This window comes from Sulfurovum sp. MH2-6, assembly GCF_058374785.1.
This window is the reverse complement of the sequence record NZ_CM178170.1, coordinates 1,598,385-1,623,290: the sequence shown is the minus strand read 5'-3', so window position 1 is coordinate 1,623,290 and position 24,906 is coordinate 1,598,385. Positions and strand designations below refer to the sequence as shown.

Sequence of the window (24,906 nt, the reverse complement as noted above, 5' to 3'; positions counted from 1 at the left end):
CTGAACGGTAACCAGACAGGATGGAACAATACCAAGAATGGTCTCACAAGAGTGATCGAGTGGGATGAAGAGAATCGTATCAAGACTGTCACTGACGGCGGAAGCGATAACGGTCATACTTCTTACTATGTCTACGATGCAAGTGGTGAGAGATCGCTTAAACGTACGGCACAGGGAGAGACCTTCTATGTCAATCCTTACTTTGTGATCAGAGAAGGCGAAGTGGCAAGCAAACACTTCTTTGCAGGAAGCCAGAGAATCGCAACAAAATTGACTAAACAGGAGTCTCAGACCGTACACGGTAAAGGCGGAAGCAATAAACCGCAAAAGATCATTTATGAAAAAGAGCAGTACTTCTATCATCCTGACCATCTTGGAAGCTCAAGCTTTGTAACTGACGAGAGAGGTAAGGTATATGAACACCTTGAGTATTTCCCTTATGGGGAAACATTCGCCCATGAGCATTCCAATACGCAGGTGACACCGTACAGGTTTACAGGGAAAGAGTTGGATGAAGTAACAGGATTGTATTACTATGGTGCTAGGTATTATGACCCTCGCACCTCTGTGTGGCAATCACCGGATCCGATACTTGGTGAGTATATGAGTGGGCAAGGAAATGCAGGTGTATTTAATCCTAAGAACTTAAGTCTGTTTACATATACTTATAATAATCCAGTGAATTTGGTGGATCCTGATGGAATGCTTACCAAAGAAGAAGGGGCTGCTATCTCCGACCATGTTTATGGGGAAATGGGAAGCAAGTTACCAGGTCATATACAACAGGTCACCAATGAAAAAGAATTAAATCGCTATGGGGTGTCTCAAACTGATCTAGTTAATGAGTCAACTGGTTTTGCATCTGGTATCTATAAAAATACTAATACAGGGGAAGTTACCATGGCATTTAGGGGAACCAATGATGGAAAAGATATGAAAGCCAATTTAGTTGAAGGGATTACTGCATCAAGTAGTCAGTATGCACAAGCAAAAAGAAATGCTAGTAAATTTGCAAAAGCCACTAAAGGAATGGATACGGCTTTTACCGGACACTCTTTGGGTGGTGGGCTTGCAGCAGCTGCTTCAGAAGCAACAGGGATAGAAGCAAAAACATATAATGCAGCTGGAGTACATCCAATGACAGTAATATTCGGACATGGAATAGGTAATATAGATAATTATTATGTAGTTGGTGAAGCATTGACTACTTTACAAAACAGCTATACTGGACTAGGTGTATTGATGCCAGACTCTTCAGGCAGACAACATCCTTTAGTGCCTCCATCTTTACCTAAGAGTAGAAACCCTATTGATGTTGGGGGGTGGTCTTTTGAAATGCATAAAATGTCTTCTGTTAAGTCAGCATTGGGGGTAGAATAAATTATGATGAAAATTCGAACACATATATATAAAGTAATTGTTTCTTTCGGTTTATTATTTGGTTTGAGTGGCTGCATAATGAATGCTTTTTCTTCTACTCACACTACTATTGAAGAAATGACAGAAAACGAGTATAAAGCATTCAAAAAAGATTTTACTTTATTTGCACAAACTATTAATTATTCTTGTGAGAATATTGATGGTTATTATTTTTATGATAATGTTAATATTGATATAACATGTAAGTATGATTTAAAAAAATATGGACCACCTATTGATCCGTACAATGTAACTTCCTTTGAAAGTATAGACATAGGAAGAAAGAATAAAATTGTACATATTGGAACTGGCAGTTCATGGGCTGGAATTTTTTCTGCGCCAAGTCCGTATGTAAATAGAGAGCACGAGTATGTAGATGAAAAACTTTTAGATTTTTTGTCAAAGTATAAATCAGTATATAAAATAGATTCTATTTTACACTTTGGAAGTGGGGGAAAAGAAACTAAAAAACTAGAAATAAAATAAGAAATTTTCTGAGTTCTAACTGGTTCCACAAGCCCTCAGGTATAACCCATACGAATGCGAATAACTAAAAAAGATAGTCCACCGATAGGTGACATAAATAAAAAGGAGGAGAAACACGATGAAACATTTTACAAAATACATTCTATTTCTCCTTAGTTTTAACTCGTTCCCATCGTCTCGATGGGAATGCATCCCCAGTGCTAATAATTCGATAAACTGCTGAATTTCAGCGTGTTCTTTTTCATGATATGGGGCTAGGTATTATGACCCTCGCACCTCTGTGTGGCAATCTCCGGATCCTATACTTGGTGAATATATATCTGGAAAAACAAATAAAGGAGTATTTAATTCTAATAACCTAAAGCTTTATAGTTATACTTATAATAACCCTATCAATGCGATAGATCCTGATGGTGCACTGACTATTTTTGTTCATGGAACTTTTTCTAGTCCCAAAGATGCTGATCCTGATTTTATTAAAGCAGTTGGAAAAACTTTCAATGAAAAAGTATATCAGTTTAATTGGGGTGGTGATAATGGAATGGCAGGAAGCAAAGGGGCTGAAAATAATTCTAATGCACGTACTAATGCAGCATTTAGACTTGCAAAATTTGTTGAAAATTATGATTTTAAAGATGGAGAAAAGCTCAATATTGTGATGCATTCGCATGGTGGTAACGTTGGAAAAGATTTTACTCAGTTTTATGAAGGCAAAAAGAAAATTGATAATTTTATCATGATGGGAACACCGCAACGAGATGATTATTTTCTTGATAAAGATCAATTTGAAGATGGTGCAAATATTTTAAATGTATATGATAGTAGCGATATGGTTCAACTAGGTGGAGGTATACATGGTTTAAAAAGCTTCTTACAAAGTAGATATACTTTTGGGTATAGTACTAGATTACAAGAAGGAGGGAAAAATATGCAAGTAGAAGTACCAAATAAAAACTGGTATGATGGAGCATTTGGAGATCATGTAAATATGGATAGTAGTTCCGTCTGGAAGGAGATTACAAATGAAATTAAATAAAATATTTTATATATTATATTATATTTTCTTATTATTTTTCATAGTATCTCAAGCATTTTATTTTAAGTGCTCAACTCAAGTTTGTCATTTTATAGGAATATGGATTTCTATTGCTTATCAAATACTTGAACCAATGATAGTTTTCATATTCATCTGGTTATTTTTAAATGCTAAACACATTTTTGTTATAACATTACCTTTAGTTTTTGCAGTACTGCTTGAATATTATTTTAAAGAATCAGTAATAAGTTCTGACTATTTTGATAACAAAACTATATATTTAGGTAGTTTAGTGTTGCAGGATGTACCAACATATGAGATTTTGTTTGTTTTAAGCATTATTCAAATATTTTTATTATTAGTTTTTAGAAAGAAACTGAGTAAATTTGTTAGTGAATTTTGAAACTAAATTTATAGGTGACAACATATAAACTATAAAAGGGGAGAAAATGAAAATACACCCACATTTAAATTCATAGTGCAATTTCGTCTCTAAAAATTCTATCTAAAACCTCCTATGAAACTTTCAAATTTTCATGAAATACCTCATAAGGAGTTCTCGAACCTAGAGATTTTCTAGGTCTATGATTGAGTCTATTTTCAATTCTTCTGATCTCTTTTTGGGTCAGATGTTCAAAGCTGCTACCTTTAGGGATATATTGCCTGATTAATCCATTGATATTTTCATTCAATCCTCTCTCCCAAGAACTGTAAGGATGACAGAAGTAGTAGTCACACTTTAGTTTTTTCTCTGGTTCCACATTTTCCAATGTGGAATCCATACCTAAATTTAAAACAACAGTAAAGCATAATCCACCGCTAGGTGACAAGCAAATCCAAATCCACCTACAATAAAATAGATCAATAAATTGCTGAATTTCAGCGTGTTCTTTTAACTCGTTTCCATCGTCTCGATGGGAATGCATCCCCAGTGCTAATAATTCGATAAACTGCTGGGTTTCAGCGTGTTCTTTTTCATGATATGGGGCTAGGTATTATGACCCTCGCACCTCTGTGTGGCAGAGCCCTGATCCGATACTTAGTAAGTACATAGATGGAAATCCCAATCACGGTGTATTTAACCCTCAAAATTTAGCACTTTATACTTATACATCGAATAACCCAGTGAATATGGTTGATCCAGATGGCGAATTCTTTTGGTTTGCTGTCGGTGCAGCCATTGCAGCATATGATGCTTATAGTAATTATCAAGAAGGTGGTTGGGAAGCTGTTGCCGATGGACTTGCTAAAGATGCATTGATTACTGTTGCTACAGGTGGTGCTGGAAAAGTTGCAACTAAAGCATATGATGCATACAAGGCAGCAAATAAAACGAGTAAATCTACTAAAGTTATTTCTGAACTATCTGATAAAGAATTTTTGACAGAGATTGCGACGAGAGCTGAAAAAAAGATTGGAGATGCTGGACGTGTAGCTGGAACAAAAAAACACACTTATGCTAAAAAACTTACTGAACGGTATCAAAACATGTCTGGTAACAGAGAGAATTTGAAGTTAGAACAGTCTTTTAAAGATAAAAAACCAACTTTCTATGGTGATAAAGGAAGTGCAAGACCTGATGTATTTGACGAAGATGCTGGCATAGTGTATGATTATAAATTTGTAAAAGAACCGGGGAATGGTATATCATCTGCACAACAGAGTAAAAATCTCAATAATGTTCCAGATGTCATGGACCAAATTGAGATTAACCCAGTCAAAGATTAACAAGGGAAGAAGTATATGGCTACAAAAAAAGAAAAACTAAAAATACTAAATGCATGGAATGAGTATTTCCCTCATCTAACTCTATGGAAAGACCAATGGTTGCTCCAGTTAAATGGGGGATTGTTGACTGGAATTTGTTTAGATAGGACAAGTGATAAAACAAAATATTTACCAACATTTTTTATGCACAATTTATTAGTGCCTTTTTCTACAATTTCCTTATCATATAATGTTAAATTACAGCAACATAAAGGTATGCCTCAAAGTTTAAAATATGCTGATTTTAAAGAAACAGATGTTTTACGCTTTAAAGAACAAGTCAACGGACTAGATGAACCCATAACCTTTGAATTGTTTTTTGATCATATTGAAAAGATATATAACAAAACCTATAACACTACAAAACCTTACTTGCCACATTTATTAAAAGATATCTTTACAATTGGTTCTTATTCAGGAGATAAAGAATTTTACAGTACTTCTTTAGGAGAAGCAAAGCAGATGTTGAATCGGTATACTCAATGTTTTAATTATGGGGATATTGATGAATGGGAAGATGAAATAATAAATCTTCTTAATGCAGAAGCGAAGGGTATCATAGAATCAGAAATAAAAATACATGACTTGCCAGACTTAGAAGATATGACTATGTCATATAAAAGAATAGATAACTATTTAGCAAAAATAGATAATTTTATTCAGCAGGCTTACCCTGCTGAGAGATTAAAAAAATGTATTTGATTAGTCATTCACAGTGATGACAAATATCCAAATTAACAAGGAAAAAGAAAAAATGAACCAAAAAACGAAAAGAATACTGGGGATAGTTGCAACTCTAGTAGTAAGTGCAGTAATAACAGCCTGCAGTGGAGGAAATAGTAGCAATACTGCAACAACTGAAAACAACAACCTCTCTTTTGCAACAATTGACAATAGCAACCAAAAACAAGCTACCGCTATACTCTTTGACTCCATAGACATCACCACGCCACAACTACCATCCATCTCAGCAGATACAGGTGGTTTATCAAAGGTCTCTACACCTCTTTTTAAGTAAAGGGGTCAGGTGATAACGATAACTTAATTTTTTACGTGTTATACTGATGTCAAGGAGTAACTATGCCAAGAAAACCACGTATAGAGATAGCAGGTTACTATCATATCATCAACAGAGGTGTAGAACAAAGAGTTGTTTTTAAAGAATCCAAAGACTATGAGTACTTCGAAGAACTTATGTGCTTTTATGCAAAAAGCTATGGTATCACTATCCATAACTATTGTCTGATGAGTAACCACTATCACCTACTAGTAGAGATCACCCAGGAGAACCTTTCTAAATTTATGTGACAGCTAAATATGAACTACTCCATCTACTTCAATAAAAAGTATAAACGCTCAGGACACCTATGGCAAGGAAGATTTAAATCCTGGTATGTAACAGATGAAGCATACCTCTATACCCTTATGTGCTATATAGAACAAAACCCATTGAAAGCCAATATGGTTAGTGAGTTAAAAGAGTATCCCTATAGCTATAGCTCTTATCACTATTTTCTAAACTACAAAGAGATACCTGAATGTTTAGAAAATGCCTGGATAGTAGAAAAGTATAAAGAGGATAAAGAAGCTATAGAAGCCTTTTTAACCAACCCAGTAGATACAGGACAACTGCAAGAACTCAAAAGAGCATCCTCACTTGTAGAAGCTCTCAATGTTGATAACAAACCAAAAGAAGAGAAGCTTCAAGAGCTTTTTGAAGGTATTGTAGATATAAAAGAACGGAACAGGCAGATACTCATAGCTATAGAGAAAGGCTATTCACAGCATATGATTGCTAAAGTACTTGGTATATCACAGCCTGCAGTATATGGGGTGGCAAAGAGGAGTAAGAAATAAGTTATCATTATCACCTGACCCCTATACTCTCTATACTCTATACTTCCTATACTTCTGTCACTGCGAATGGACTATGGCATCATGTATCTGCATATAGGCTATGAGGAACTCAAACATCATACGCCAAAAGAGTTCCATGAAGATGAAACAGGCTGTGAGTGCTATGAGAGCTTTTATTTTTTGATTGCCGGACAACGTATTCCAGACGATCTCCTTCCCTGTTTTATAGGCCGTATCAAACAGATGAAACTTATACAGTAGCCGTTTGCCAAAGAGAACTATCCCTAGAGGCATGATCACTGCACCGATATAATAAAACAGTATCAATACCTCAGTACTGATAAATCTTTTAAAAGAGAGAAACTCCATCATTATCTATCCCTGTTCTTTAATGAAACGCTAACGGTTCTCATTTCACCTCTTTCCCGAATTTCGCTTTGAGTTTCGCGAGCTTTGGCGGGATGACTGCCATGCAGTAGCCTTGCATAGGGTTTTGCTGGTAGTAGTCCTGGTGATAGGTTTCGGCTTTGTAGTAGTTCTCCAGCGGTTCGATGGTGGTGACGATCGGGTCGTTCCACTCTTCTTGTGCGGCTTCCATCGCAGCTTCCGCAGCCTCTTTGGTCTCTTCATCGGTGTAGAGGACGGTGGAGCGGTACTGTGTACCGCGGTCTGCCCCCTGCTGGTTCAGTGTCGTAGGGTTGTGTGTGGCGAAGAAGACATCCAGAAGCGTATCTACTGTGATCACGCTGTCATCATAGGTGATCTTGATCACCTCGGCATAGCCGGTATCTCCTGTGCATACCTCTCTGTAGGTAGGGTTGGGGAGATGGCCGTTGGCATAACCGCTCTCCACATCATGTACACCTCTAAGAAGTTCAAATACCGCCTCCGTACACCAAAAACATCCGCCGCCTACAACAAGTTCTCTGATCATATTTCATCCTTTCTTCTTGAAACAGAGCAAAGCTCCGTTCCAATTCATCTCACTTCTAACGTTAAAGCGTGATACAAGGAAATCACTAAATGATTTCTCGTAAAAGCTACGACAATTGTCGAGAGATATTTCTTATATCATGTATTGATTTAATCTATATTTACTATATCTGCTATAATACATACTAAATCTAAAATCAATCTTTTTAAAGGATATTTATTATGAATGTAAATGTTGTTTGTCCTCATTGTCTCAAAGTGAATCGTATTCCCAAAAAAGATAGCTATAGTAAGGCTAACTGCGGAGCCTGTAAAAACTCGCTGCTTGAGAGCAAACCGGTGGAGGTAGATGCCGCGAAGTTCAGTACCTTTGTGGTCAATTCGGATATCCCTGTCGTGGTAGACTTTTGGGCACCCTGGTGCGGTCCATGCCGTCAAATGGCACCGGCTTTTGAAGAGGCAGCGCTCTCTATGCCGCTTAAGGCACAGTTTTTGAAGGTCAATACAGAAGAGAACCAGCAGCTTGCGGCACAGTATGGCATTCAGAGTATCCCGACACTGATCGTCTTCAGAGGCGGCAATGAGGTTGACCGTGTCAGTGGTGCACTCAGTGCGGGAAGATTGCAAAACTGGGTCAGTCAGTTTCTATAGTTTCTGAGTTCTTTGGTGCTAAAGCCCAGGGGATGAGGATTGAATTATACATAGAAACAATGACATATCTAAAGGTATGGGATTGAGATAGATGAGTTTAGGAGAACAATGAGCAGGATATTGCTAATGGAAGATGATACAAATCTCAATGAAACGGTGACTGAGTTTCTTGAGGATGAGGGGTACGAGGTTGTCTCGGTCTATAATGGCGAAGAGGCACAGGAGAAGCTCTATGAAAGCAGGTATGACCTGCTGCTTCTTGATATCAATGTACCAGGGATCGACGGCCTTGAACTGCTGAAAGAGAGCAGGGCACAGGGAGTCTCAGCACCGGCGATCTACATCACTTCGATGGACAGTGTAGAGGATCTGGAAGAGGGATTCAAAAGCGGTTGTGATGATTATATCCGTAAGCCTTTTGCCCTCAAGGAGTTGAAAATACGCATGGATACACTGTTGAAGCGCGGTTTTTATCATCAGGAGAAAGAGCGTATCCCGGTTGGAAAAGGTATCGAGTATGATATTAACAACAATGAACTGATGATCGATGATAAAGCGGTCTCGTTAGGACATAAGGAAGCAACACTGCTAAAGCTGTTTGTGAAAAATGAAGGTGAGGTGCTTGCGCATGAGCGTATTTTCGATCACCTTTGGAGCTATGATGAAGAGCCCAGTGACTCTGCACTGCGTACCTACATCAAAAATTTACGTAAATTGATAGGAAAAGATAGAATTGTCAGCATTAAAAAGCAGGGCTACAAGTTCATTACTGAGAAGTGAGAAGAAAACACTACGAAGGTTTCTTTCACTTTATGTATTTTTGGTAATGATGGTGATCTCAACACTGGCGGTACTCTATTATCAAGCGCAAAAAGAGCTGGTCCTCTCGGAACACCGTGCCGATATGGCAAAGTATGCCTACATTGAGACGAAGCGTCTCAAAGTCCTCCATCACTTCTTTGATGAACGTACAAACTACCCCCGGGATCCCCGCTTCCGCTCTGCGATCTATGACATCGAGTATAAAGAGATCTTTTCATTGCTGAACAACAAAAATGTAGATTTTAATCAGGAAATCTATTTTGAAGATGGGGTATTCCACTTTGTCAAAAGTTTGGATATTTTCTATCTGGGGGCAAAGTATCTGATCATTGAAATCGATGATGATGGGGTATGGCATGAGCATTTGATCAACAGGATATTGGGGTATGGACTTATGGCATTTCTGCTCTTTATCTTTTTTGGATACTTTCTTGCAAAGCTTTTTGTCAAGCCGATGAGAGACTCGATGATGCTGCTGGACCGTTTTATCAAAGATACCACCCATGAACTCAATACACCGCTTTCAGCGATCCTGGCAAATATCGAGATGATGGATACCGATGTTATGGTAGAGAAAAACAGAAAAAAACTCAACCGTATCAATATCGCTGCAAAGACAGTCTCCATACTCTATAAAGACCTTACCTACTTGACTCTGGAGCAGGAGAGAGAGAATGAAGATGAGCGGATCGATGTTGCTGAACTGCTTTATAACAGGGCAGAGTATTTTATGATCTTGGCACAATCGAAAGAACTGATCTGTGAAATGGATATAGACCATGCAGAGATCGTGATGGATCGGCGAAAACTTACCCGGGTGATAGACAACCTTCTCTCCAATGCGATCAAATACAATAAAAGGAAGGGAACAGTAGGGATTGTGTTGCATGAAGGCAGATTGGAGATATGGGATACCGGAGTCGGTATCTCAGATGGGGAGAGGATCCTCATGTTTGATCGCTATAGAAGGTTTAACGAGAGTGAAGGGGGATTTGGTATCGGACTGAATATTGTTAAAAAGATACTGGATGAATATGGCATAGAGATTGAGGTAATATCGGAAAAAGATAAAGGAACGAGGATGGTGTTAACATGGTAAAAAAGCTCTTGCTCTATATACTCTTAAGTGTCGGGCTGTTTGCCCAAAATGCCTATGAACGCCACTGTATTCCCTGTCATAGAGATCTGCCGACAACGCTGCAGGGGATGTTCAAAAACTATCTGCTGGTATACAGCGGTGAACAGACAGTGAAAGCAGCACTGCGCCACTATATGCGCTATCCCTCCAAACACATCTCAGTGATGTCAGACCTGTTTATAGACACGTATGGAGTCAAAGAGAGGTTGTATATCAGTGATAAAGAGTTGCAGGAGGCGATCGATATCTACTGGGAGACATACAAAGTATTTGGAAAACTAAATTAACAATATCTATAGATCTAATAAGTTTTAAGTATTTCATGTTACTATACTTAGTTATGATATTAATATGAGGAAGGTCAAGAATGAAAAAAGTAATGGTGATCCTGTTTGCTGTAATGTTTGCAATGGTAAGTACAACTGCAGTAGCCTCTGCAGATGCAAAAGTGGGACAGAAGATCTTTAAAAAGAAATTTCGTAAAAAATGTAGATTTTCCGGTGTGAAATTTGCCCGACATCATACCCAAGGTGAATGGGAAGAGATCTGGGATCAGGGAAAATTTAAAGACGAAGCAAAGAAGATATGCCCTAGATTGGATCTGGAGAAGATCAAAGAGTCTTGGTGGGAGCATGTATATGATTTCTCATACGAATATGCAAGTGACGGTCACATTCCTAAGTGCTAGACAAGTGTAACGTGAAGAAACAGTTTTGCTATATCACTCATTTTTTAGCACTTTTCCTTCACAATCTTTTCACAATTAACTGATAATATCGATTCATCTTAAATAGAAAAGGAAAAACAATGAAAAATGTAATGAAACTTGCTACTGCAGCACTTCTTGGTGTAGCGGTACTTTCTACAACTGCATCTGCTGATGTAAAAAAAGGTCAAAAGCTTTATATGAAAAAAATGAAAGCTGCATGTGGATTCTCTGGAGCTAAGTTTGCTCAAAAACATACTCAAGATGAGTGGGAAGAGATCAATGGTGCAGGTAAATTCGCTGAAGAAGCTGCAAATATCTGTCCGGGTGTAAAACTAAAAGATAGCTGGGTTCCTCATATTTATGACTTCGCATACGAGTATGCATCTGACTCAGGTAACGTTCCATCTTGCTAATCTGAGAGCGTCAATTTTACTAGGCACTCTTTTGAGGGTGTCTATTTTAAAAATAGACGTGATATAATTCACTCTTCAAAATAAAAATTATAAAAGGAATTAATATGAAAAAACTAGCAATCGCAATGTTACTAGCTGGTGCTACTTCTCTAATGGCAGACGGTGCTGCTATTTACGCTAAATGTGTTGGATGTCACGGTGCAAACGGTGAAAAATCTGCACTTAACAAATCTGCAGTAATTCAAGGGCAAGATGCTGCTAAAACTGTTGAACAACTTAACGGTTACAAAGCAGGTACACTTAACCAATACGGTATGGGTGGTCTTATGAAAGGTCAAGTTGCTGCATTGAGCGACGCTGATATCCAAGCTGTAGCAGACCACATCGCTGGACTGTAATCACGCTTCTTTCAAAAGCCTTTTGGGCTTTTGAAATACTTTTTATTATTTTTTATCTTCATACTGTAATTTCCCCTTTATTTATTATTGATACTATCTGTTTTGCAATACTTTAGCAGTTAGCCTCCTATACATTTTTCATTTCCGCATTTCCCGGCCTGGCATTTCATTTCAAAAGGTACAACACTTTGGGGCTGAGTCATTGAAATATATGTCACTCCACTCATAAGCAATAGCGTAATCGTCACGATCGCGAGTTGTGCTTTAGAGACCTTTTGTATCTCTTCTTTAGCTCTGACTTCACAGACATCACCGGGACAATAGTGCGGAGATGTATGATATACCCAGTGGTAAAGCGTACACCCTAAACAGACACCAAATGCACTTTCACTAAACAGAAAAGCCAGACAGAGTATACAGATGGCGATCTTGACGGGAGTCATATACTCAAAGATCACAACAATAAAAAACATGATCACAGAGAGTATAAATCCGATACTCCATGCAAAACGTTTTTGCGCAGCACCGACATATTCTGGGCGCTGGTGTTGAATAAATAACCGCCCAAGTATGAGTGAAGGGGAAAACTTTGGGTTGATAAAGATGCGTATAAAAAAGTCAACCATAAACAGGGTGACAAAGATTTGAGTAAATGCAAACCGATGAGTAAGATATGCATTGAGAAATGAGATCATAGCAAATAAAAAAAGTATCCCTGCACCTGCTCTGGCTTCCCTCTCATTCAGTACAGGGATATCATATCCTTCAACCTTTTCACCAAAATAAATCATTTTGTCCATTTGTAACCTTATTGAGATTTTTAGAAATATATCGTAGGGGGTGTGTAACGCGTGTGTAGAGGGGTTAGGCCATGGATAAAAACATTTTATAATAAAATCAATAGATTTACTTGACATTAAAAAAAATCTTTGTTATACTTCACTCTATAAAGAGAAAACAGGCATTTCTAAATACCCTAGATAAACACAGTGGACAAGGGTATAGCGATCTTTCCTAATCATGTTGTCTCCCATCAGTCCTATTCTGAAACAGTGAAGAAAGATCGATATACAGTGTGAATCTAGGGTATTTAGAGATGCCTTAACTATAAGGAGTTAACATGGCGCCGAGTTGTCCTATATCTACCAAAAGAGTAGATGCAAATATGGTACGGATCATCTCTTCCCAAGTGGCCTTGATTACATTGGCTCTGGTTATTACCGGTAATGCTTTTTTAGCATTGTTACTGCTGTTTGACTTTACCGTAAGGATGTCAAGAAGGCCTGACCTGAGTCTTTTTCATCTGGTTGCAAAAGAGATGGTCAGCAGGTGTAAACTCACACCGAAACTGTGTGATGAATCCCCTAAACGTTTTGCACTCGGTATGGGATTTTTTACTTCATTTTTACTTGTCGTTCTCTATCTGACGGGTTTCTACAGTATTGCCTCGGCAGTAGCTGTCCTACTGCTTATTGCTGCGTTGCTTGAGACGGTATTTGATTTTTGTATCGGATGTAAGCTATACTACGCCATTCAATTAATCAAAGGCATTTATCACAAATAATTTTACCTTCTAACGTAGTAGAAATGAGGGTAGAGTAGTGTGAAAGTGAAAGGTAGTCATGATAGGGATTTCTACTAAGACAGTATATGCAGTCGCTGCATTACATGAATTAGGGTCAATAGAAGCGGGGAAGGTACTCAAGATCAAAGAGATTGCGGCTAACGCTTCAATCCCTCAAAATTTTTTGGAACAGATCCTGCTTGAATTACGCAAAGAGGGGATACTAAGCAGTATCAAAGGTGCACACGGGGGATATAAACTTGCCAAAGCACTGAAGGATGTCACACTTAAAGAGGTGATGGAGACCTTGGAGTCCGATGCATTTTCTGATGTCTGCAGAACAGATAATCCGACATTGAAACTCTTTTGGTCAGATATCACAGAAAAAGTAGGCGAAGTGTTTGATATACCGCTTTCCGAACTGAAAAATTATCAGCTTAAAGCGAATCAGGCACTGAACTATTCAATATAACCAGGAAAACTCCATGGATAAAACAGTAGATTTCGAACATTACAATACAATGATGGTCCACAGTGTGGGAAACAGGGTAGGTCCCATCGCACCGGTGATGGCCCCTTCTGCGGCCTTTGGGTATGAGAGTGCCGAAGAGGCTGAAGGGATCTTTGACGGGAGTGTAGCAAAGCCGCTTTATGCCCGTGTAGGAAATCCTACGAATGGTAAGTTGGAATCTATTGTCGCGAAGATGGAAGGCGGTATCGGGGCCATTGCGACCGCTTCAGGCATGGGAGCGATGTCAATGGTCAGTATGGCGATCCTGAACAGCGGAGATGAGGTCCTCTGTATCGGTGGATTTTTCGGGGGAACCTACTCCCTGGTCAATGAGACCCTGGCACGTTTCGGTATCACCAACAGTTTCTGTGAAGTCGATGACTTTGACCATATCGAGTCGAAACTCAAGAGCGGTATCAAGATGGTGATGATGGAGAGTGTGGGCAATCCAAGTCTCAGACTTCCTGATCTTCAAAGGATTATCGATCTCTGTAATGCATACGAGACGATACTGCTGATTGACAATACAGCAACACCGATCTTGTTGAGACCGATTGAGATGGGTGCAGATATCGTGGTACACTCTTCAACGAAAAATATCTCGGGCCACTCTGCTGCACTCGGTGGGGTTGCCGTGTTTAGAGAAGTAAACCCTGCGGATGATAAATTGCTTCATCCGAAGTATGCCGATCTCCATAAGTTTGTTAAAAAGATGGGCAAAAAGGCATTTATGCCTCTCTTTAAAAAACGTGGGATCAGAGATATGGGGATGACGGCCAATGCCTTTGGATCATTTATGACCATGATAGGACTGGAGACGCTCCCCCTGAGAATCGAACGGATCAACCAGAATGTGGAGAAGGTGGCAGCGATACTGGAGGAGAGACTTCCTGACGGTGTCAGTGTGAACCACCCTTCACTTCCCGGCAGTCCCGACCATGAGAGATACAAGTCGGATTTTGCAGAGGGGTGCGGACCGCTTTTGACCCTGGATTGCGGTACCAAAGAGAGAGCATTCAGACTGCTGGATGCACTTAAGATGGTGATCCAAACAGCGAATATCGGTGACAACAGAACGCTTGCACTGCACATGACGAGTACCATCTTCAGTGACTTTGACGAAGAAGCACGAAAGTTTCTGGGAGTGCATGAGGGACTGATACGGGTCTCTATCGGTCTGGAAGACCCACAGGTGATAGCCGAAGATTTTATACAAGCGGCAGATGCGATCTAATGCACTCTTCCTGATCCTGCTTCTTTCTGTTCTTTTGAAGGCCGGGGAAGAGCGTAGGGTATTAGACTACCTCAATCAAGTCCGTCAACACAGCGGACTGATACCGCTACAAGAGAATAATACGCTGAACAAGGCAGCTGCATCGCATGCCCATTACCTTATAGAACACCAGAAACTGGGACACCTTGAAGATCAAGGGCATAAAAATTATACAGGTAGAACCCCTGCAGACCGTGTAGTATATCACGGATACTTCTCCAAAGATGTCATGGAAAATATCGCTGTCAATACGAAAAGTGAGACCGCATCCGTAGATGATCTGCTTTCGGCGATCTATCACCGGTTTGTTTTTTTGAGTTTTGACAAGGATCAGATAGGTATAGGGAGCGCTTCGACAGGGAGGTTACAGTCTATCAAAAATGCATACGTCTATAATCTTGGTTCTTCGAAGCTGAATGCATTATGTCATAAGGCATTTGTCCCTTCCTTCGGTACTCTCTATCTCAAAGAGGTATGTAAGAACCGAGATACGCTGATCCCTCAGAGCCTTTATGAAAAAGAACAACAACAGATCAAATCGAGAAATGCAAAAATCGTACTGCACCCTTACCCCGGACAAAAAGAGGTAATAACGGCCTTTTACAACGAAGAGCCTGACCCTTTGCCTGATTATGACGTGAGCGGTTACCCTGTCTCTGTGCAGTTCAATGATCTGCACTTTCATACGATTGAACTCAAAACATTCCGCCTCTTTAATGAGGAGAATCAGGAGATATCTCCAAAGAGAGTTCTCAGCTATGCAAACGATCCCCATCATCACTTAAAAAAAACAGAGTTTGTCTTCATGCCTATCAGACGCTTGGAATATGCAACGACCTACAGAGCAGAGTTTGAAGCAGTAGTAGACGGAGAGCTTTATCAGAGATCATGGGAGTTTACTACCAAAAGTTTCAGAGATAAACTTTACCGCATCACGGAAAAAAAGACACGGTTGAATGTCGAGCCCGGGAGTACACTCATTCTCTATTTTGTACCCGCTTCTCCTCATGATCTCTTAAAGGGATTTCGTGCAACGCATGGACTGAAGGTCTCTCTTGTCGATCAGAACACGGTGAAAGTCACCGTGCCTAAAAAATATCAAAATGGATTGAGACTTGAAGCAGGGAGACATATCGTATTGTTTGAATAATTATTTGATGTTTTATTCAGTTAAGTGAGTTTTCGATACACTTGACTAAGGAAAAGGAAGAGGGGAAATCATGTTTGAAAAATTATTAAAAAATCTGATTTATTTTTGGGGTCTGATACTGGCTATTGTTGTTTTAAAAACTTATGGCAGTACAGTGAGTGGGCTATTTGATTTGAATTTTGATCGCCTATTGACACATTTTTATGCCGAAGCTTCAGAAACAGAACCTCATTTAACTCAAAGCTCTACATCTTTGCAACACTTAAAACTCGAAAAAAATTATGGTATGACACTACACAATGTTGAGAGTTGTCCTATTTTTTATCCGGGTACAGTAAAAGAGGATAGTCGGTGTAAAAAGCCGAATAGCTATAATACTTCAAGTCGATGTACAGATGGGCTGTGTACATTTACCGTCGAGTTTGGTGAAAACTATCCTGAGAGAGTGGGGGTGTGTATCAAGCGCGAAGAGGATTGTATACTGGAGTACTTTGATGTGCCTGAGGAGCCCGAAGTGATAGGGTATACAACTACTTTCAAAGTTACAGATGCATTGAAAGAGGAGCTGCGTATCCATAGTTGGGAAGATAAGATCACACTTGAGGGGGCGAGCAGTTATCGGAGTGAGGGAACGTTTATCGAGGGTGAAGTCTATACTTTCTTTTATGATTACAAACCTGAAAGTGACGCGCTTTATGTCAATGATCTATTTCAACAGCAAGTAAGGTTTAGTGAGGAGAAGTAGTATAAAAAGTCTTTTCTCACAGAGAGTAGGTACGAGGGATATTAGGGGTATATCGGATATCATTTAAATATAAAAAGGGGAAATATCATGCAATCAAAAATCAAATTTTTTACGGTCATGTTAACAGTGCTGCTATTAAGCGGTTGTGCCGGTCAGATCAATGCGGCCAAAGTAGTGAATGATCCAAATGCAAATGTCAATATAAAAGATTCCAACGGAAATACGGCATTAATGTACGCGATCAAAGATGAAGAGATAGCCGTTGTTCGTCAACTGATTGAAAGAGGTGCCGATGTCAATGTGAAAAATGCTGAACAGGAAACAGCATTGATGATAGCGAGTATACTGGGGCATAGGGATATTGTCAAACTATTGCTTGCAAAGGGTGCTGATGTAAAGGCACAGACCTATGGTTGGGGTACCACAGCATTTATGTATGCCGTCTATGAGGAACATTTTGAGGTTGCGAAACTACTTCTCAAACATGGTGCCGACATTGACCATCAGCAGACAAAAAATGGGTTTACAGAACTGATGTGGTCCGCAAAATTGGATAAAGCCGACAGGGTTAAGTTTCTTATTGATAACGGTGCAAATCTGAATATAAAAAATTACGCCGGGCAAACAGCCCTTGCATTGGCAGAAAGTAAAGGGAATAAAGCGGTTGCGGCTATGTTGAAAAGTGCCGGAACAAAGTAGTCATATTTGAACGAAAATTGACTGAAATAACATAATATAGAGGAGACTAACAGATGAGAACTATAGCTTTTATTGCGCTTTCACTCTTTTTTACAGGTTGTGTATCAATGTATAACCCTGTACCAAAAGGTTATACCGGTCCGACAGCAATAGTATCGGATTCGTTTAGCAACAAGGAAGCCACACAGGCACACTATTTTATCCTAGATAGGGTCGATCAGAAACCGATAGAGACCAGTTGGGGACAAACGAGAATTAACAACTATGGGCAGGGGACCATGTTCACGCCAAGCATCATTGGTCGACCGCTACGCGCTACGCCACAGCTATTGACAATTAAGGGTATGATATTTTTCCCTACAGATGCGCAACTGCTTTTTGGAGACGATCTGGCAGTCGAAGGGGAATTCCAGTTTACGCCAAAGCCAGGAGAACACTATACTGTTAAAGGAGCTATTTCCGAAACAGAGTCAAAGGTATGGATGGAAGACTCCCGAGGCAAAAAGGTAAGCAGGGTTTTTGCAAAACAACATGATACGGAGTAGTTTTCAGTGCTAAGTTCCTCTCATCCCCAAGCTCCGGCTTAGGAGACGAGGAAATGCTTCCACCTAAGTTTGGAACGAGAGAAAAACCTCATAAAGTGATATATTTATAAGGTTTTAGAAACGAACATCAGGTCTAAAATACTAAAATTAAACTTTACTCATATCTTAATGCATCAATTGGATTCATGTTTGCTGCTTTCCGTGCTGGGATAAGACCAAAAATAATTCCAATAAGCATTGAAAATAATAGGGCAACTGCAATGATAGTCGGGTTGATTACTAAAATAATATCAAGTACAAATGATACAGCAAAAGTAATGAGAAGACCAAAAATAACACCTAAGAGACCTCCCACTGCAGAAAGTACGGTTGATTCAATTAAAAACTGTGTCAAAATATCTTTTGCCATTGCCCCAATAGCCATACGTATACCGATTTCCCTTGTTCTTTCTGTTACAGAGACAAGCATAATATTCATAATACCTATTCCTCCAACAACCAATGAAATAGCCGCCACAGCACCTAGCATAATCGTTAACATATTTGTAATTTGCTTCAAAGTATCAATGAATGATGTCATACTTCGTACTGAAAAATTATCTTCATCTCCAGCCTTAATATGCCGTATTTCACGAAGTAATTGTTCTATCTGCATTTTTGCATCTTCCAGTGAAAAGTTCTCTTTAATAGAAATCAGAATTGCATTTACATCATTGTTCCCACTGATTCGCCTTTGAAGCATTTTTATAGGTACCAAAATCGTATCATCCTGATCCTGTCCAAAGGTATCAGACCCTTTTTTTTCTAACAGACCTACGACTTTGCAAGAAAACTTTTCTAGACGTATTTTGGTTCCAATGAGATTATCTCTATCCAATGAGAGTTCATCAACAATCGTTTGTCCTACTATACAAACATTTTTACCACTATTGAGTTCCTCTTTTGAAAATTTATCACCTTTTGCCAGGGTTCTGTTTTGGATAGTCAGGTAATCATTGTTAATCCCTCTGATACTTGTTTGGTAGCTTTGATCCAAATAGAGGGCAGTGACTGTCGCACCTGCCTGTGGAGAGATGGCTTTGATCATAAAAATAGAATCTTTGAGGACTTCCATATCTTTGAGAGAAAATGATTTAGTCGTTGAAGAGCTTTGTCCCGGTCCATGTTCCTGCCCCGGCATAATGAAGAGTGTATTTCCACCAAGCCTACTCACACTTTCAGTAATAGATTGACTTGCTCCTTTCCCTATGTTTACCATAGCGATAACAGAAGCAATTCCGATGACAATACCAAGCGCAGTCAACAATGACCGCATCGTATTTCGACGGATCTCTTTGATCGCCTGAAAAAAAGCATTAAGCCACATTGGAAATATCCTTCTCAATGATGCCATCACGTAGATAGATGATTCTTGAAGCATATGCGGCCATCTCTTCTTCATGTGTTACCATGATAATGGTGATCCCTTCCTGATTCAATAGTTCTAGAATCTTCATAATCTCATGGCTTCTTTGTGTATCAAGGTTTCCTGTCGGTTCATCAGCAATTAAAATTTCAGGATGCGTACTGATGGCTCTGGCTATAGCAACACGTTGCTGTTGCCCTCCAGACAACTGAGCAGGATCGTAGTACATACGATCTTGCAGTCCAACATTGATCAGTGCTTCGGTTGCTCTTTTCTTGCGTTCTTCTTTCCCCATGCCTAAATAGATAAGCGGTACTTCTACATTTTCGAGGGCAGAAGTTTTTTTCATAAGATTGAATCCTTGAAAAATAAAACCTAATATTTCACGCCTGAATAGAGCTCTTTGATCTTTGGAAAGTGATCCAATCTCGACACCTTGAAAACCATATTTCCCTTCACTGGGAATATCCAAAGTGCCTAAAATATTCAACAAGGTTGATTTTCCGCTTCCACTCGGTCCCATGATAGCTACAAACTCACCTTTATTTATCGATAGATCAATACTTTTCAATACTTGCGTTTTCGCCTCACCCTCACCGTAAGTTTTGGTAATATTTTCAAGAGTTATCATCTTGTTTCTCCTGAGCTAAAATAATGAGATCATTTTCTTTTAGTTCATCAGACGCTATAGCACTTTTAGAACCTTCTCTCTCCAATACCTTGACATAAATTTTTTGAGGCGTATTATCTTTTAAGATCCATACATGTGGTTTTTGATCTATTGTGCTTTTTTCTTCATTTCTAAATTGAAATGCCTTTGTATCCTTTTTCTCAACAGGATTAAACAACAACCCAGATCTTGATATAATAAAAACATTCTTGATAGATTTGGTTACAATATCCGCATCTGCACTCATACCCGGACGTAACAATAGTTGACTGTTATTGACATCCATGATCGTTTCATATGTTACAACCCCATCTGTTTCCTCAGAATTGACGCGAACTTTTTTTATGGTGGCATTAAAGATTTTTTCTGAATAGGTATCTACACTGAATGTTGCGGACTGTCCTTCTTTGACATGACCTATATCCGCTTCATCTACATCCACACGTAGTTCCATTTGTGTTAAATTTTTTGCTATAGTAAAAAGTACGGGTGTTTGATAAGAGGCTGCCACAGTTTGTCCGGGATCAATTTCGCGCACGAGTACGATACCGTTGATAGGTGAAGTAATCAGAGTCTTTTCAAGATCATATTTTGCAGAGGTTAGGGCATGAGATGACTGTTCCACTTGTGCTTTGGCATTTGCTACATCAGCTTTGGCAGAAAGGTAGTTGGACCAATCCTCTTCCCAATCATTTTTAGACGGTAAAGATCCTTTTGTTGATTCACGTAGTTCTTTATTCCGATCCACGATACTTTTGGTCTTTTCCAGTTTCGCCTCTGCACTTTCAAGTGTAGCTTTGGCCGCATCCAGCAATGCTCTATTTTGATTTACGATACTTTCATATTTCGTTTTATCCAGTTGCGCCAAATGCTGTCCTTCTGTAACAATGTCATTGTTCTCAACATAGACTTCTTTGATCGTTCCCGATACTTCCGAACCCACATCAACACTTTCCAACGGTTCGATATAGCCAGAGGCAGATACGATAATAGTCAGATCCCCTTTTTTTAAAGGTTCCGTCAAGTAGTGATTACGGGTTTGGTCTTTACCGGAGAATAGGGAAAAACCAAGGATAAACAAAAAAAGAAAAACGCCTATATAAACAGCGATCTTTTTTTTACTGGTGCCTTTGTAGGCAACAATCTCTTCTATTTTTTTCATATGTTTTCCTTTCAGTGCGTCAGGTTAAAGTAGAGTGCAATTTTTTCTATTAGTATGTTGTACTCTTGTATCTTTATCTCTAAATCTTGTATTGTTAAAGAGTTCTTTATATACTCAGCATCGTAATTTGTTTTAAAACCTGTTGCTGACTGAGCTTTTGTTGTCTTGTAGAGGCTTTTATATATTTCTTTCATCTCTTTGGCAACATTTATTTTCTGTTTATAGGTCTTGATATTGACAATAGAGTTATCGTATTCTTCTTCAATTTCAGCTTTTCTATCCATAAGAGAAGTTTTTGTTTGGAGCAATTGTAGTTGACTTGATTCTATAGAATTTTCAGCATTGTAGTCAATAGGCATACTCAGGGTTACTCCATAACTGTAGCTGTCACCATCATAGCCTATGTTATTTCCTTCATATTTATTATATCCGACGGATCCGTTAAGTGTAAGTTTAGGTAAATAAGAACTTTTGGTCACTTGTTGTGCAGCGATATCTCTTTGAACAAGTGCACTGTATTGTTCAAGTTCCATATTTCTTACTAGATATTCATTTTTAGTGATTAAAGGTATAGCCGGGATTTGTATATTTGCAATGTCATTTTCACCAATGAGTTTTTTTAGTTCTGTTATATAGCTTTGTAATGTATTTTGGCTAATGATCAATGTTGTACGTGCATTGTCCTTATCCAATATAGCCCTATTGAGATCAGTGATATCTTTATTACCGACTTCATACTGTTTTTTTATAATTATTAGGTCGATTTCACTATTTTGAAGTGTCAACTTATTTTGTTCAACAACTAACTCATCACGTTTCATTTTTGAAAGATAAGTAAAGATATCCTTTAAATACTGGGACCTTTCCATATCTATACCTATAAGATCAGCTTTGCCTGAAGCTTTTGCCTTGTCTATGAGCGCTTGAATTCCTCCACTTCTAAATATGTCCTGGGACCAACTGGCACTGATACGTTGGTTCTCTGAGAGAGCATCGGTTGAATCTTTATTCTTTTCAAACGATGCACTGATCGTTGCCGGGGATATCCAGCTGTTTTCTTCAATATCCATATCCTTCAATATTTTTTGCCGCTTGAGATTTAATAACTCATTTTTCAAATGTGAAATCGATTCATCATTAGAAAATAATATTTGAAAAGAAAGCATAAAAATTAAAGCCTTTTTCATATGATTCCTTTCATGATATTTTTGTACTTCATTATGGCCTTTCTAAAAAACTTTGAATCCTATTTTTCATCATTGATATGATGGTACTCTACAGGAAGTTTGTAATTTAATTATAAATAGAATGTAAATGATTGTTAACTGTCATTTTAGCATGACAAGCCTCTGACACTGTATTGTTCATTCCTCTACCTCTTTTTAAGCGTTAGTGTACGAAATAAGTGAAATACATCATCTCTTTGCATATATGATCGTTGAAATGATGTATTCTCCTCTCCTGATATAACAATACCACATGATGCTTTTCTTACTATTTAGCTTCCTGGGAATGTAACATACGAAAAGTTATAATTGGCTTACCAGGAAGGTAGTTGTAGGAAACTTTTTGATTTTTATTGTTAAAATATCTTTATGAAAAAGAAAAATATAGATATGTTTTACAAAACACTGGAAGAAAATAGTGATGTCGTTAAAATGGCCTCGTTAGTGATTCCTATGACCATCATATGTAATACGCATTATGCTAACAGTAGGCATGTAGTTGAAGAGTTTGGTTTAACACAATCAGAAATTGATCTGTTAGCTACATTACACTTGAATAACGGAGGTCTGACAGCTGCAGAAGTTTCAGAACGACTTATATTCACCTCCGGAGGAATAAGTAAAGTAGTCAAAAAACTTGAGTCCAAAAATCTCATTTATAAAGAAGTATATAAGGACGATAAAAGAAGTTATTTACTTTACAATACTGAAGCTGGCAATAAAATCATTGAAAGTTGTATTCCCAAATTTGAAGCACATGATGAAAAGTTTTTTGAAGTATTAACTGATAAAGAAATAGAGACAATAAAAAAGGCATTTAAAAAAGTGATCTATGCGTGGGCAGAAGAATAAATATTTTATGAGGTTTTATACCCTGTTTTTTACTTTGAGAATTTGTAGCGTAAAATATCAGAATTTTAGATTGGGATATCGTTGTTTTTAGTTCCAGGTTAAGGTCTGCATCCCGCAAGCAGGGGCTTGGGAATGAGAGATATTTCGCGTAGGGTGCGTAATCACGCACCGGATGGGAAGAGGGGCTATACGATCTTCTCTCCACCTATATATACCTCTGAAGCTTTCTGTGTATGTAGAATCGTTTGCAGTGCGATATCATCGACTGATGAAGGGGTGTCAGGCAGTGAAATGATTGCAAAATCTGCCTCCCTGCCTGCTTCTATGCGTCCTACATTCAGTCTCAGTATCTTCGCTGCATCTGAGGTAACGGACCGGATAAGGAGGTTTGAGAGTGTTTCCAGCGGTCCGGCATGGTGCATCATCACTGCTGCGCGGAGTTCGTCAAAGAGATTCAGCGACCAGTTGGAGCTGAGCCCATCCGTTGCCACACTGAACGGTATCTTCAATCCCCTTACTTTCTCAATCTCCAGTCTTCCGCATCCAAGCAGTCTGTTGGAACGCGGACAGTGTGCGATAGAGTGTCCTTTTGATGAGAGGTGTGCAAGCTCGTCCTCATTGGCCTGTACGCAGTGCGTAAAGTGTGTCGGATAGGTGTCAAACGCATGCATGAACTCTTTGATGGAGGTTACCGGTGTGGAGGTGTTGAAAAACTTTTCGAAAAACGGTTTGAAGTCTCCCTCCCCCTCTTCCAGCCATTGACGTTCTGCCTGTGACTCCAGAAAGTGTGCAGAGAGAGGCAGGTTGTTCTGTTTGGCTACCTGTACGGCCCGTTGGAGGATCACCGGGTGTACCGAGTAGGGTGAGTGGATCGCAATGGCCGGGGTGATATGATCTTTTTCTTCACAGCTTTGTGACGCCTTGATGCGTTCGAGAAAATCATTGTAGAGCGCATCGGCATAGGCGGCATTGGAGCCGATAAGTTCATTAAAGAAAACGACTCTTTGGGCCGCTTCCACGCAGGCTTCAAGTTCCGCTCCGAAGCTGGAGATGGCACCGAATGTCGTGATACCGGAGTGCAGCATCTCTTTTGTTTTGCTGAGCATCAGTCTATTGTCGCATGCTTGTATCAATTCATCCCGGTGTTTGATAACCGAGTCCAGCCATGGCATAAAACCGCCATACTTCAGTGTCGTGGTATTGGCTGAAAACTCCAGGTGTACGTGGGTGTTGATAAAGCCCGGGTAGAGTACCGAGTTTTTTCCGGCATAATGGATATCTGCATCGGGGTATTTTTCTGTTAAGGCTTGTAGTGTATCGACTGCCTCGATCTTGTCATTGTAGGCAACGGTGCCGTTCTCTACAAATCCATTTGGGGTATAGATATAGTCTGCTGTGATCAGGTTCATAAAGCTCTCTTCTTTTTTGTTATCTCTTTGTATTGGGTTTAATACTATTTGGATAAAATGATAGCT

The 24,906-nt window shown here is 39.1% G+C and carries 29 protein-coding genes and 5 pseudogenes; 24 read left to right on the top strand and 10 right to left on the bottom strand.

Translation table 11 applies throughout. From position 1 onward, the window contains the following. The first annotated feature begins 51 nt into the window (after positions 1 to 51). The 4 genes and pseudogenes from AC4JOV_RS08405 (at position 52) to AC4JOV_RS08390 (ending at position 3,344) form a co-directional block, all read left to right on the top strand. Complete coding sequence (locus tag AC4JOV_RS08405) at positions 52 to 1,380, top strand: RHS repeat-associated core domain-containing protein (RefSeq protein ID WP_229938028.1); 1,329 nt, start codon at positions 52 to 54, stop codon at positions 1,378 to 1,380. A gap of 3 nt (positions 1,381 to 1,383) precedes the next feature. Continuing rightward, entirely contained in the window at positions 1,384 to 1,905 is a 522-nt protein-coding gene (locus AC4JOV_RS08400; RefSeq protein ID WP_229938029.1) for a hypothetical protein, read from the top strand. A 259-nt stretch (positions 1,906 to 2,164) separates the two neighbouring features. Continuing rightward, positions 2,165 to 2,941, top strand: a pseudogene (locus AC4JOV_RS08395) (hypothetical protein); the annotation flags it as partial. Further along, positions 2,928 to 3,344 (top strand): hypothetical protein, encoded by a 417-nt coding sequence (locus AC4JOV_RS08390; protein WP_229938031.1) that lies wholly within the window; start codon positions 2,928 to 2,930, stop codon positions 3,342 to 3,344. The pseudogene AC4JOV_RS08395 and the gene AC4JOV_RS08390, both read left to right, overlap by 14 nt. Before the next feature lie 112 nt (positions 3,345 to 3,456). Here the strand turns inward: AC4JOV_RS08390 and AC4JOV_RS08385 are convergent. Continuing rightward, a pseudogene (locus tag AC4JOV_RS08385) lies at positions 3,457 to 3,699 on the bottom strand (IS30 family transposase); the annotation flags it as partial. 235 nt (positions 3,700 to 3,934) lie between these two features. On the opposite strand from AC4JOV_RS08385, the pseudogene AC4JOV_RS08380 reads away from it, so the two are divergent. The 5 genes and pseudogenes from AC4JOV_RS08380 to AC4JOV_RS08360 all read left to right on the top strand — a co-directional run. Continuing rightward, positions 3,935 to 4,669: pseudogene (locus tag AC4JOV_RS08380) on the top strand (RHS repeat-associated core domain-containing protein); the annotation flags it as partial. 15 nt (positions 4,670 to 4,684) lie between these two features. After that, entirely contained in the window at positions 4,685 to 5,410 is a 726-nt protein-coding gene (locus tag AC4JOV_RS08375) for a hypothetical protein (RefSeq protein ID WP_229938033.1), read from the top strand. Positions 5,411 to 5,462: 52 nt separating this feature from the next. Continuing rightward, a complete protein-coding gene (locus AC4JOV_RS08370; protein ID WP_229938034.1) occupies positions 5,463 to 5,726 on the top strand; it encodes a hypothetical protein in 264 nt (87 codons plus the stop codon). Positions 5,727 to 5,788: 62 nt separating this feature from the next. Continuing rightward, complete coding sequence (locus tag AC4JOV_RS08365; RefSeq protein WP_229938035.1) at positions 5,789 to 6,016, top strand: transposase; 228 nt, start codon at positions 5,789 to 5,791, stop codon at positions 6,014 to 6,016. A 9-nt stretch (positions 6,017 to 6,025) separates the two neighbouring features. Further along, on the top strand, positions 6,026 to 6,565 hold the full coding sequence (locus AC4JOV_RS08360) for a hypothetical protein (protein ID WP_229938036.1): 540 nt from the start codon (positions 6,026 to 6,028) through the stop codon (positions 6,563 to 6,565). Between the two features lie 57 nt (positions 6,566 to 6,622). Here AC4JOV_RS08360 and AC4JOV_RS08355 read toward each other — a convergent pair whose 3' ends face one another. After that, on the bottom strand, positions 6,623 to 6,937 hold the full coding sequence (locus tag AC4JOV_RS08355; protein ID WP_229938037.1) for a DUF4282 domain-containing protein: 315 nt from the start codon (positions 6,935 to 6,937) through the stop codon (positions 6,623 to 6,625). Between the two features lie 37 nt (positions 6,938 to 6,974). Next, positions 6,975 to 7,496, bottom strand: coding sequence for a peptide-methionine (S)-S-oxide reductase MsrA (msrA, locus tag AC4JOV_RS08350; RefSeq protein WP_229938369.1), 522 nt, complete (start codon positions 7,494 to 7,496; stop codon positions 6,975 to 6,977). A 224-nt stretch (positions 7,497 to 7,720) separates the two neighbouring features. Here msrA and trxC point away from each other — a divergent pair, with 224 nt between their 5' ends. The 7 genes from trxC to AC4JOV_RS08315 all read left to right on the top strand — a co-directional run bounded on the left by trxC (position 7,721) and on the right by AC4JOV_RS08315 (position 11,629). Continuing rightward, the gene (gene trxC / locus AC4JOV_RS08345; RefSeq protein ID WP_229938038.1) at positions 7,721 to 8,149 is read left to right on the top strand and encodes a thioredoxin TrxC; all 429 of its coding nucleotides are present in this window, start codon (positions 7,721 to 7,723) and stop codon (positions 8,147 to 8,149) included. Between the two features lie 108 nt (positions 8,150 to 8,257). Further along, positions 8,258 to 8,929, top strand: coding sequence for a response regulator transcription factor (locus AC4JOV_RS08340; RefSeq protein ID WP_229938039.1), 672 nt, complete (start codon positions 8,258 to 8,260; stop codon positions 8,927 to 8,929). Further along, complete coding sequence (locus AC4JOV_RS08335; RefSeq protein WP_229938040.1) at positions 8,883 to 10,070, top strand: sensor histidine kinase; 1,188 nt, start codon at positions 8,883 to 8,885, stop codon at positions 10,068 to 10,070. Before AC4JOV_RS08340 ends, AC4JOV_RS08335 begins: the two co-directional genes overlap by 47 nt. Beyond that, on the top strand, positions 10,064 to 10,396 hold the full coding sequence (locus AC4JOV_RS08330; RefSeq protein WP_229938041.1) for a hypothetical protein: 333 nt from the start codon (positions 10,064 to 10,066) through the stop codon (positions 10,394 to 10,396). Before AC4JOV_RS08335 ends, AC4JOV_RS08330 begins: the two co-directional genes overlap by 7 nt. Positions 10,397 to 10,476: 80 nt before the next feature. Then, positions 10,477 to 10,797, top strand: a complete 321-nt coding sequence (locus tag AC4JOV_RS08325) for a hypothetical protein (RefSeq protein WP_229938042.1) — start codon at positions 10,477 to 10,479, stop codon at positions 10,795 to 10,797. A gap of 119 nt (positions 10,798 to 10,916) precedes the next feature. Next, positions 10,917 to 11,231, top strand: coding sequence for a cytochrome C (locus AC4JOV_RS08320; RefSeq protein WP_229938043.1), 315 nt, complete (start codon positions 10,917 to 10,919; stop codon positions 11,229 to 11,231). A gap of 104 nt (positions 11,232 to 11,335) precedes the next feature. After that, entirely contained in the window at positions 11,336 to 11,629 is a 294-nt protein-coding gene (locus tag AC4JOV_RS08315) for a c-type cytochrome (RefSeq protein WP_229938044.1), read from the top strand. A gap of 119 nt (positions 11,630 to 11,748) precedes the next feature. Here the strand turns inward: AC4JOV_RS08315 and AC4JOV_RS08310 are convergent, their stop codons facing one another. Next, positions 11,749 to 12,429: a DUF4395 domain-containing protein gene (locus AC4JOV_RS08310; RefSeq protein WP_229938045.1), complete on the bottom strand. Its 681-nt coding sequence runs from the start codon at positions 12,427 to 12,429 to the stop codon at positions 11,749 to 11,751. 320 nt (positions 12,430 to 12,749) lie between these two features. On the opposite strand from AC4JOV_RS08310, the gene AC4JOV_RS08305 reads away from it, so the two are divergent. The 7 genes from AC4JOV_RS08305 (at position 12,750) to AC4JOV_RS08275 (ending at position 18,116) form a co-directional block, all read left to right on the top strand. Next, positions 12,750 to 13,193: a DUF4395 domain-containing protein gene (locus AC4JOV_RS08305; RefSeq protein WP_229938046.1), complete on the top strand. Its 444-nt coding sequence runs from the start codon at positions 12,750 to 12,752 to the stop codon at positions 13,191 to 13,193. Positions 13,194 to 13,251: 58 nt separating this feature from the next. Next, on the top strand, positions 13,252 to 13,665 hold the full coding sequence (locus tag AC4JOV_RS08300) for an RrF2 family transcriptional regulator (RefSeq protein ID WP_229938047.1): 414 nt from the start codon (positions 13,252 to 13,254) through the stop codon (positions 13,663 to 13,665). 13 nt (positions 13,666 to 13,678) lie between these two features. Further along, positions 13,679 to 14,938, top strand: a complete 1,260-nt coding sequence (locus AC4JOV_RS08295; protein ID WP_229938048.1) for an aminotransferase class I/II-fold pyridoxal phosphate-dependent enzyme — start codon at positions 13,679 to 13,681, stop codon at positions 14,936 to 14,938. Beyond that, positions 14,928 to 16,127: a CAP domain-containing protein gene (locus tag AC4JOV_RS08290; protein WP_229938049.1), complete on the top strand. Its 1,200-nt coding sequence runs from the start codon at positions 14,928 to 14,930 to the stop codon at positions 16,125 to 16,127. The genes AC4JOV_RS08295 and AC4JOV_RS08290 overlap by 11 nt, the downstream gene beginning before the upstream one ends. A 286-nt stretch (positions 16,128 to 16,413) precedes the next feature. Then, positions 16,414 to 16,872 carry a hypothetical protein gene (locus AC4JOV_RS08285; protein ID WP_229938050.1) on the top strand — a complete coding sequence of 153 codons (459 nt, stop codon included), beginning with the start codon at positions 16,414 to 16,416 and terminating at the stop codon, positions 16,870 to 16,872. Between the two features lie 87 nt (positions 16,873 to 16,959). Further along, positions 16,960 to 17,571 carry an ankyrin repeat domain-containing protein gene (locus tag AC4JOV_RS08280; RefSeq protein ID WP_229938051.1) on the top strand — a complete coding sequence of 204 codons (612 nt, stop codon included), beginning with the start codon at positions 16,960 to 16,962 and terminating at the stop codon, positions 17,569 to 17,571. A gap of 53 nt (positions 17,572 to 17,624) precedes the next feature. Beyond that, positions 17,625 to 18,116 (top strand): hypothetical protein, encoded by a 492-nt coding sequence (locus AC4JOV_RS08275; RefSeq protein WP_229938052.1) that lies wholly within the window; start codon positions 17,625 to 17,627, stop codon positions 18,114 to 18,116. 154 nt (positions 18,117 to 18,270) lie between these two features. Here AC4JOV_RS08275 and AC4JOV_RS08270 read toward each other — a convergent pair. The 5 genes and pseudogenes from AC4JOV_RS08270 to AC4JOV_RS08250 all read right to left on the bottom strand — a co-directional run. Further along, a pseudogene (locus tag AC4JOV_RS08270) lies at positions 18,271 to 18,630 on the bottom strand (FtsX-like permease family protein); the annotation flags it as partial. A 135-nt stretch (positions 18,631 to 18,765) separates the two neighbouring features. Further along, positions 18,766 to 19,431: pseudogene (locus tag AC4JOV_RS08265) on the bottom strand (ABC transporter permease); the annotation flags it as partial. Positions 19,432 to 19,471: 40 nt separating this feature from the next. Beyond that, positions 19,472 to 20,152 (bottom strand): ABC transporter ATP-binding protein, encoded by a 681-nt coding sequence (locus AC4JOV_RS08260; protein WP_229938054.1) that lies wholly within the window; start codon positions 20,150 to 20,152, stop codon positions 19,472 to 19,474. After that, on the bottom strand, positions 20,139 to 21,353 hold the full coding sequence (locus AC4JOV_RS08255; RefSeq protein ID WP_229938055.1) for an efflux RND transporter periplasmic adaptor subunit: 1,215 nt from the start codon (positions 21,351 to 21,353) through the stop codon (positions 20,139 to 20,141). The genes AC4JOV_RS08260 and AC4JOV_RS08255 overlap by 14 nt, the downstream gene beginning before the upstream one ends. A gap of 11 nt (positions 21,354 to 21,364) precedes the next feature. Beyond that, entirely contained in the window at positions 21,365 to 22,540 is a 1,176-nt protein-coding gene (locus AC4JOV_RS08250; protein WP_229938056.1) for a TolC family protein, read from the bottom strand. A 408-nt stretch (positions 22,541 to 22,948) separates the two neighbouring features. Here AC4JOV_RS08250 and AC4JOV_RS08245 point away from each other — a divergent pair, with 408 nt between their 5' ends. Further along, positions 22,949 to 23,431 (top strand): MarR family winged helix-turn-helix transcriptional regulator, encoded by a 483-nt coding sequence (locus AC4JOV_RS08245; protein ID WP_229938057.1) that lies wholly within the window; start codon positions 22,949 to 22,951, stop codon positions 23,429 to 23,431. Between the two features lie 185 nt (positions 23,432 to 23,616). Here the strand turns inward: AC4JOV_RS08245 and mqnF are convergent, their stop codons facing one another. Further along, on the bottom strand, positions 23,617 to 24,840 hold the full coding sequence (gene mqnF / locus AC4JOV_RS08240; RefSeq protein ID WP_229938058.1) for an aminofutalosine deaminase family hydrolase: 1,224 nt from the start codon (positions 24,838 to 24,840) through the stop codon (positions 23,617 to 23,619). Positions 24,841 to 24,906 lie beyond the last annotated feature (66 nt).